The organism is Pseudomonas syringae group sp. 243L2 (assembly GCF_032587875.1).
GTDB lineage: Bacteria > Pseudomonadota > Gammaproteobacteria > Pseudomonadales > Pseudomonadaceae > Aquipseudomonas > Aquipseudomonas amygdali.
On the sequence record NZ_JAWHPL010000005.1, the window covers coordinates 24,937 to 33,575 of the forward strand.

An 8,639-nucleotide genomic window follows, 5' to 3' on the forward strand; every position below is an offset into this window, starting at 1 on the left:
CTGTGCCATACGGGGGATTCCGGTAGCTCTGAAACAATTTTTTTCATTTAAACGCAAAATATTCCTACAGGAATCTCATTCTCATTCGTCTTTAATTGAATGCGAGGCTTTATATCGCCCGCGCGTACAGACAGAAGGAGTCGCTTTGCGGCTGCTTTACATCGTGAATCGAGATTGTTTATCCATGTCGAAGAAGTCCCGTTCAAAAATCTGGTTTCTCGTCCACAGCTGGCTTGCCCTGCCCATCTGGTTTTTTGTGCTGATCGTCTGTGTGACCGGCACGCTGGCGGTCATCAGCAAGGAAATCATGTGGCTGGCCAACCCGGAGATGCGTGACAACCGCCCCTCCGACGACGCCCAGCGCATGAGCTTCGAGCAGATTCGCGCAACCATCGAGCGCAACGAGCCGGACCTCATCGTCGGTACGATCATGCAGCCTGACGGCGATTACTTCGCCCTGAGCGTGTTCGTCACCTACCCGGACGGCCGCTCGGTGCCGGCTTACGTCAACCCTTACACCGGGGTGATTCAGGGCCTCACGCCGTCGTTCGACTTCCGCCGCTTCACCCGCGCGCTGCACGGCTGGTGGCTGGTGCCGTTCACCAATGGCTATTCGTGGGGCTGGTACCTGGTGTCGATTCTCGGCCTGCCCCTGCTCGCGTCGCTGGTGACCGGGCTGGTGGTCTACAAGAAATTCTGGCGCGGCTTTTTCAAGCCGGTACGCTTCAGCCAGGGCCCGCGGATTTTCTGGGGCGACCTGCATCGCCTCAGCGGCGTGTGGTCGATCTGGTTCATTGCGGTGATTTCCATCACCGGCACGTGGTTTTTGATTCAGGCAATTCTTGGCGATAACCAGATCAGTATCTCGAGCAAATCCCAGGTTGCCTCGATCATTCCACACAGCGCCGTGCCGCTGACTGCCGACGGCCGCCCGGCACAGACCATCAGTCTGGAAAAGGCCGTGGAAATCGCCAAGGAGCGGATTCCAGGTCTTGAAGCAAGCTTCATCACTCCGCCCTTCAATGCCTACAGCAACATGCAGGTTGGCGGGCGCAGCTGGTATCCGCTGATGTTTCAGACCGCCGAAATCAACCCGTACAGTGGCGAAATCGCAGCGTCACACCTGTTGTCGGACCGCAACAAGCTGGAGTTCGTCACCGAATCCATGCGCCCACTGCACACCGGCGACTTCGGCGGTATCTGGATCAAGCTGATCTGGGCGTTCTTCGGCCTGCTGTTGAGCATGATGGTGCTCAGCGGGTTGCTGATCTGGAGCAAGCGCACCGCGCTGGCGACGCTCAATGCCCTCAAGCGTGAGTCCAGAACCAGCCCGGCCACCTTCACCCCGGCATCGACTCCGGACACCACCCACTCGCCACTGGCGACCCGCACCCCGGAGAACAGCCTGTGAGCAAGGCCGCTGTTGCACAACCTGCATCGTCGCTGAGTCGTTTCTGGTACAAGTGGCGCTTCCACATCAACGTGCTGCTGGTGCTGATTCCGCTGGGCTTCATGCCCAAGTACTTCTCCGACAACGCGCTGGATCGCGGCGATCAGGGCCTTGGCCAACGCGACGTCGGCGAGATTCAGGTCGGCCCGTGGAGCCTGCGTCTGGCCGAAGACCGTAACGAAGCCCCGCGCCTGTCCGGTCCGTCGGGCTACATGAAAAGCTTCAATGCCGCGCTGTGCAACGCCTGCATCGACCGGGTCAAGGCCACTTACCTGCGCATCGGCAAACCACGCAGCCTGCGCACCGCCGGGGTTATTTTCTTTGGCGGTGGCTACCGCATGAGTGCGTTCATGCAGATTCCCGAAAACACCAGCCCCGACTCAGACCTGTGGATCACCATGGAAGGCTGGGACGGCGCCGTGCATCAGACTTCCATTCCGCTGCAACAGGCTTCGCCCACCACCGTGGCGTGGCTGAAAAAACAAGGAGCCAAACCATGAGTGCCCGCCCTTCCCTGCGCTGGCTGACGGCCAGTGCCCTGTGCCTGCTTGGCTTGAGTGGCAACGCACTGGCGCACAACCCGATGTGCGAATGCAAACAGATCGACAACGAGCAGATTCGCTGCACCGGCGGTTTTTCCGACGGCAGTGGCGCACCGGGCGTGACCCTCGACGTGATCGGCTACGACGAAACCATTCTGGTGCCCGGCAAGCTCGGTGAGGATTCGACCGTGACCTTCAAGCGTCCGGCTTCCGAGTTCTATGTGCTGTTCGATGCCGGCCCCGGCCATGTGGTGGAAATCGATCAGGCGGACATCCCCAGCCCATGAGTGCGCCAACCCGACAAATCGTCCGCCCGGCCGGCGCCGGGCATGAAACCCTGTACGTCCTGCTGCTGTGCCTACTGATCCTCGGCGTCGCGGCCGGAGTCGTCAGCCTGCACCGTGATACTCAGGAAACACACAGCCTTGCCAGCCATCAACTTGATGCGCGACGAGACCTGACCGCTGCCGAACAAGGCATCTACGCCGACCTGCGCGTGACCCTCGACGAAATTCGCCTGCTGGCAACCGAACAGCAAACCCCTGTTACCCCGCAACAACTGGGTGACGAGGGCTTTGCGCCGTTCGCCCAGGACGCCAGTTCGGTGAGCCGTGGCGGTCACGAGTGGCAAATGGTCGAGCAGTCCTATCTGGGCCTGAGCCAGACGCCGAACGTGGCCGGCTCGTTTCTGATGCGCATCGATTCGGACAACCAGCCTGACATCTGGATCAACCGCAGCGCCTCCATCGCACCTGTCAGCGACCTCGGCGACAAAGCCCTGGTCGACGCGGGCTGGAAACAGGTCGTCGCGCAATTCGATGCTGGCGTAACCCGTCAGCACCCACACTGAAACTTCGCATTCCTTTGAAAGAAGACCGCTTGCCCATGCCTATTTCATTCAAACGCCGTCCCTTGCTGCGCGTCCTGTTGGCAGGGTTGTTTGCCGCCCTGCTGGCACCGTCCAGCTACGCCGCCGACCCGGCCAAGCGCCTGCGCATCGGCATCACGCTGCACCCGTATTACAGCTACGTGAGCAATATTGTCGGTGACAAGGCCGACGTCGTGCCGCTGATCCCGGCCGGTTTCAACCCGCATGCCTACGAACCGCGCGCCGAGGACATCAAACGCATCGGTTCGCTGGACGTGATCGTGCTCAATGGCGTCGGCCACGACGATTTCGCCGACCACATGATCGCGGCCAGCGAAACGCCGAACATCAAGACCATCGAAGCCAACGCCGACGTGCCGTTGCTGGCTGCCACCGGGGTTGCAGCACGCGGCGCAGGCAAGGTGGTCAACCCGCACACCTTTCTGTCGATCAGCGCGTCCATCGCCCAGGTCAACAACATCGCCCGCGAGCTGGGCAAGCTGGACCCGGACAACGCCAAAACCTACACTGCCAACGCCCGCGCCTATGGCAAGCGACTGCGGCAGATGCGCGCCGACGCCCTCGCCAAACTGACCAAGGCCCCCAACGCCGACCTGCGCGTGGCCACGGTACACGCCGCCTACGACTACCTGCTGCGTGAATTCGGCCTGGAAGTGACAGCAGTGGTGGAACCGGCACATGGCATCGAGCCCAGCCCGAGCCAGTTGAAAAAGACCATCGACCAACTGCGCGAACTGGACGTGAAGGTGATCTTCTCGGAGATGGATTTCCCGTCCACTTACGTCGACACCATCCAGCGTGAATCCGGGGTCAAGCTGTACCCGCTGTCACACATTTCCTATGGCGAATACACCGCCGACAAGTACGAGAAGGAAATGGCCGGCAACCTCGACACCGTGGTGCGGGCCATTCAGGAGTCGGGCACATGACTGTCGCGCAGAGCCTCGACATCGTCAGCCAGGGGCCAGGCATCGAGTTTAACCAGGTGAGCCTGACCCTGGGCCGCACAACGATTCTCGACCGCGTGCATTTCAACGTGCGCGCTGGCAGCGTACACGCGCTGGTCGGGCCGAACGGCGGCGGCAAAAGCTCGCTGATCAAGACCCTGCTCGGGCAGACACCGCATCAAGGCCAATTGAGCCTGCAATGGCCTGCCGCGCCGGGCCTGATTGGCTATGTGCCGCAGGCGCTGGAGTTCGATCGCGGCCTGCCGATGACCGTCGACGATTTCATGGCTGCCATGTGCCAGCGACGCCCGGCGTTTCTGGGCTTGTCGAAACACTACGCGGCAGCAATTGGCGATGCGCTGGAACGGGTCGGCATGCAGGACAAGCGCAAGCGGCGCATGGGCGCGTTGTCCGGTGGTGAACGGCAGCGCGTGCTGCTGGCGCAGGGGCTGATTCCTGCGCCGCAATTACTGGTGCTGGATGAGCCGATGTCGGCTCTGGATGAAGCAGGGATTCAAGTCTTCGAGCGCCTGCTCGGTGACTGGCGCCGAAGCGGTATCACCGTGTTGTGGATCGAGCACGATCTGGATGCAGTACGGCGGCTGGCGGATCAGGTGACCGGGCTCAATCGCCGCGTATTGTTCGACGAGCCTGCCGCCACAGCACTGACGCCGGAACGCCTGCTGACGTTGTTTTCTGCTCATCCGCGCACTGCCGATGCCGTTAACGGGAGCGCTGCGTGATGGATTACGAAACGTTTCGCCTGTTCATTCAGGGCCTCGCTTCATCCGGCTATCTGCCGGAGGCGCTGGCCTATGGCTTTGTGGTCAACGCCCTGCTTGCGGGCCTGTTGATCGGTCCGGTGCTGGGCGGTCTGGGCACGCTGGTGGTGGTCAAGCGCTTTGCGTTCTTCTCCGAAGCGGTGGGCCATGCGGCACTGACCGGCGTGGCCATCGGTATTCTGCTCGGTGAGCCGTACACCGGGCCTTATGGCGCGCTGTTCGGCTATTGCCTGCTGTTCGGTATCGTCCTCAACTACCTGCGCAACCGCACCGGACTGGCACCGGACACGCTGATTGGCGTGTTCCTCTCGGTGTCCCTTGCGCTCGGCGCAAGCCTGCTGCTGGTGCTGGCCGGCAAGATCAACGTGCACATTCTGGAAAACGTGCTGTTCGGCTCGGTACTGACTGTCAACGGCAATGACCTGCTGGTGTTGCTGATCGTTGGTTCGCTGGTCATGGGCCTGAGCCTGCCGTTATACAACCGCATCATGCTGGCCAGCTTCAATCCGCAACTGGCTGCAGTGCGCGGTGTGGCAGTGAAGACGCTGGATTACCTGTTCGTGATCCTGGTCACGCTGATCACTGTTGCAGCCGTGAAAGTCATCGGCGCGATTCTGGTCGGAGCGTTGCTGGTGATTCCAGCGGCGGCGGCACGCCTGTTGAGCCAGTCGCTGAAAGGCTTTTTCTGGATATCGGTGGCGATTGCTACCGTCAGCACCCTGTGCGGCATTCTGCTGCCTATCGTCTTCGACCTGCCTGTGCCGTCCGGCGCGGCGATCATTTTGGTGGCTGGCGTTGCCTTTGCCCTGGCCGCCATCGCCCGCGGCACGCTGCCCGGCCTGAAAGGGAATATTGGATAAATGCCTACTTTACGTACATTGACCCTGGCGCTGGCCATGACCGGCCTGTTCAGCAACAGCCTGTATGCCGCCGACGCCAAAGCCGACAGCGCTCAACCGGTACGGGTGCTGGCCAGCCTGCCGATTACCTACGGGCTGGGGGAAATTCTGCTCAAGGACAGCGGTGTAATGCTGGAACGCGCTGCCGCGGCCAACCTGCCCGGCTCGCGCCAGACTGCTTACTTCACAGGGCGCGGTGCCGATGCATTGCGCGGCTTGGCGAACAACGCCGATGCGGTAATCGGCTTGCGGTCGATCTGGGCCGATGACCCGCTTTACCCGAACGCACGCCGCAGTAATATTCGCATCGTCGAAATTGATGCAGCCCGCCCGGTGGACGGTGGTTTACCGGGGATTGCCGTGCAGCCGGGCCAGGGCACTGACGGGCTGAACAGTCAGCCGTGGCTGGCGAGCAACAACATGGGGCGCATGGCCGATGTGCTGGCGGCGGACCTTGTGCGCCTGGCGCCGAGCGCAAAGCCGAAGATCGAGGCCAATCTGGCGGCGTTCAAGCAGCAACTGCTCAAACTGAGTGCCAGCAGCGAAGCGGCACTGGCCGGTGCCGACAATTTAAGTGTGGTGAGTTTGTCAGACCGCTTCGGCTACCTGATCAGCGGGCTGAATCTGGAGCTGATCGACAGCCTAGTGCTGACCGACGAACAGTGGACGCCCGAGGCATTGAGCAAACTGAGCGCGACCCTCAAGGATAACGACGTGGCGCTGGTGCTTGATCATCGTCAGCCGCCAGAAGCGGTGAAGTCTGCAATTGAAGCGGCAGGCAGCACGTTGCTGGTGCTGGGGATTGATGGCGCTGATCCGCTGGCGGAGTTGCAGGGGGATATTCAGGGGGTTATCGAGGTGCTGGCTGGCAAGGGGTGAGCTTATCGTTGCTCACGCTCCAGCGTGGGGAATGCAGGTCGCGAACCTCTGCGTCGCACGATAGCCGCGCGGAGCATCGGCACGATAGTTGAGATTATCGTTCCGCACGCTCCAGCGTGGGAATGCAGGTCGCGACGCTCTGCGTCGCAAGAGGACGCGGAGCGTCCAGAACGGCATGACGACGCGGAGCGTCGCACGATAGTCAGTTATCGTTGCGCACGCTCCAGCGTGGGAATACAGGTCTCGACGCTCTGCGTCGCAAGAGGACGCGGAGCGTCCAGAACGGCGTGACGACGCGGAGCATCGGCACGATAGTTGAGATTATCGTTCCGCACGCTCCAGCGTGGGAATGCAGGTCGCGACGCTCTGCGTCGCAAGAGGACGCGGAGCGTCCCGAACGGCATGACGACGCGGAGCGTCGCACGACAGCCTGGTTGGTCTACCAGCCAATCAGGCCGTCTGCGCTTCCATTTTCTGGCGCAGGCTCAGGGGGCGCATGTCGGTCCAGACTTCTTCGATGTAGGCCAGGCACTCTTTCTTGAAGCCGCTTTTGCCAACGGTGCGCCAGCCGTTGGGGATGGCTTTGTAGTCGGGCCAGATCGAATACTGTTCTTCGTGGTTGACCACAACTTGAAAGACGATGTCTTCCCGATCGAATACTGAAGTCATTGCTGCTCTCCGTGTTGGTTCAGTGCTGCTGTGCCAATTCATAGCAGCTATAGGGATTGAACGTATCGCTACGTCGAAAAATTAAAGCTGTGCGACAGCGGCGTTGAGTGCGCGACCAAAGATTTCGGCCACTTCGTCGACCTGCTCGGCGGTGATCACCAGCGGTGGCAGGAAGCGCACCACGCTGCCGTGTCGACCACCCAGTTCCAGAATCAGCCCGCGCTTGAGGCATTCGCGCTGGACCAGCGGGGCCAGACGGGCAAATACCGGCGGATGACCCTGCGCATCGCGCGTACCGGCCGGATCGACCAATTCGACACCCAGCATCAGCCCGCGCCCGCGAATATCGCCCAGTTGCGGGAAGTCACGCTGCAAGGCATGCAAGTGCCTGGACAGACGCGCGCCCATCGCCGTCGCGTGCTCGCAAATATTGTGTTCCTGAAGATAGCGCATTACCGCCGAACCGGTAGCCATCGCCATCTGGTTGCCACGGAAAGTTCCTGCGTGGGCACCTGGCAGCCAGGTGTCGAGCCATGAACGATAGACCACCACCGCCAGCGGCAGGCTGCCGCCGATGGCTTTGGACATGACCACGACGTCCGGGATGATCCCGGCGTGTTCGAAGGCGAACATCTTGCCGGTGCGGGCAAAACCGCTCTGGATCTCATCGACAATCAGCGCCACACCGGCCTTTTCAGTAATACGCCGCACGCCGCGCAACCAGTCCAGGTCAGCAGGAATGACCCCGCCCTCGCCCTGCACCACTTCAAGAATGACCGCTGCAGGCAACTGCACACCGGCTTCCGGGTCGTTGAGCAGGTTCTCCAGATAATGCAGGTTGGCGCGCACGCCCTGTTCGCCGCCAAGCCCGAACGGGCAGCGGTAATCATAGGGGTACGGCAGAAACTGCACGCCTGTGCCGAGCAACGCGCCGAGCGGCTTTTTCGGCCCCAGGCTGCCCATCAGGCTCAACGCGCCCTGGCTCATGCCGTGATAACCGCCCTGAAACGACAGTACCGTACTGCGTCCCGTGGCAGTGCGTACCAGTTTCAACGCGGCTTCCACCGCATCGGTGCCGGTCGGGCCACAGAACTGAATCTTCGCGTCATCGGCCAGCGCTGGGGGCAACAGACCGAAAAGGTCCTGAACGAACTGGTCTTTGACTGGCGTGGTCAGGTCCAGGGTGTGCAGCGGCAACTCATCACTGATCACCTGCTGAATCGCTTCGATGATCACTGGATGGTTATGCCCCAACGCCAGCGTGCCCGCGCCTGCCAGGCAATCGATGAAGCGCCGCCCTTCGACATCCTCGACGTGAATGCCCTTGGCTCGCTTGAGCGCCAGCGGGATACGCCGCGGGTAACTGCGCGCATTGGATTCCTGGCGATTTTGCCGCGCCAGCAATGGCGACTCTTCGAATTGGTAGAGCGTTTCAGCCGCTGCCGGGGCAACCCGTGTCAACTGATCATCGATAAGCCTGGTAGCAACTGACATCTGTGCAACCCTCAATACGCTGGTTGAATGACCTGATGCATGACGGTTGGCCATGCGGGCTCAGGCGTTTATTCCTTCCCTTGAAAAC

General features: G+C 61.3%; 10 protein-coding genes. 8 read left to right on the forward strand and 2 right to left on the reverse strand.

Going from position 1 to position 8,639, the window contains the following annotated elements; genetic code table 11:
* Window positions 1-184 precede the first annotated feature (184 nt).
* From RYB66_RS03255 to RYB66_RS03290, 8 genes are read left to right on the forward strand one after another with little or no spacing between them, the layout of a single operon-like run.
* The gene (locus RYB66_RS03255; RefSeq protein WP_016982538.1) at window positions 185-1,411 is read left to right on the forward strand and encodes a PepSY-associated TM helix domain-containing protein; all 1,227 of its coding nucleotides are present in this window, start codon (window positions 185-187) and stop codon (window positions 1,409-1,411) included.
* Entirely contained in the window at window positions 1,408-1,950 is a 543-nt protein-coding gene (locus tag RYB66_RS03260) for a hypothetical protein (protein WP_005734059.1), read from the forward strand. Before RYB66_RS03255 ends, RYB66_RS03260 begins: the two co-directional genes overlap by 4 nt.
* Window positions 1,947-2,279: a hypothetical protein gene (locus RYB66_RS03265; RefSeq protein WP_004664615.1), complete on the forward strand. Its 333-nt coding sequence runs from the start codon at window positions 1,947-1,949 to the stop codon at window positions 2,277-2,279. Before RYB66_RS03260 ends, RYB66_RS03265 begins: the two co-directional genes overlap by 4 nt.
* Window positions 2,276-2,842, forward strand: coding sequence for a DUF6162 family protein (locus RYB66_RS03270; RefSeq protein ID WP_316893791.1), 567 nt, complete (start codon window positions 2,276-2,278; stop codon window positions 2,840-2,842). The genes RYB66_RS03265 and RYB66_RS03270 overlap by 4 nt, the downstream gene beginning before the upstream one ends.
* Before the next feature lie 35 nt (window positions 2,843-2,877).
* Entirely contained in the window at window positions 2,878-3,810 is a 933-nt protein-coding gene (locus RYB66_RS03275; protein WP_316893793.1) for a metal ABC transporter substrate-binding protein, read from the forward strand.
* On the forward strand, window positions 3,807-4,571 hold the full coding sequence (locus RYB66_RS03280; RefSeq protein WP_316893795.1) for a metal ABC transporter ATP-binding protein: 765 nt from the start codon (window positions 3,807-3,809) through the stop codon (window positions 4,569-4,571). The genes RYB66_RS03275 and RYB66_RS03280 overlap by 4 nt, the downstream gene beginning before the upstream one ends.
* Complete coding sequence (locus RYB66_RS03285) at window positions 4,571-5,470, forward strand: metal ABC transporter permease (RefSeq protein WP_005770695.1); 900 nt, start codon at window positions 4,571-4,573, stop codon at window positions 5,468-5,470. The genes RYB66_RS03280 and RYB66_RS03285 overlap by 1 nt, the downstream gene beginning before the upstream one ends.
* On the forward strand, window positions 5,471-6,388 hold the full coding sequence (locus RYB66_RS03290; protein WP_005782918.1) for a metal ABC transporter substrate-binding protein: 918 nt from the start codon (window positions 5,471-5,473) through the stop codon (window positions 6,386-6,388).
* A gap of 450 nt (window positions 6,389-6,838) precedes the next feature.
* On the opposite strand, the gene RYB66_RS03295 is transcribed toward RYB66_RS03290, so the two are convergent.
* Window positions 6,839-7,057 carry an MbtH family protein gene (locus RYB66_RS03295; protein ID WP_003304661.1) on the reverse strand — a complete coding sequence of 73 codons (219 nt, stop codon included), beginning with the start codon at window positions 7,055-7,057 and terminating at the stop codon, window positions 6,839-6,841.
* An 81-nt stretch (window positions 7,058-7,138) separates the two neighbouring features.
* Window positions 7,139-8,551: an aspartate aminotransferase family protein gene (locus RYB66_RS03300; RefSeq protein ID WP_117140018.1), complete on the reverse strand. Its 1,413-nt coding sequence runs from the start codon at window positions 8,549-8,551 to the stop codon at window positions 7,139-7,141.
* Window positions 8,552-8,639 lie beyond the last annotated feature (88 nt).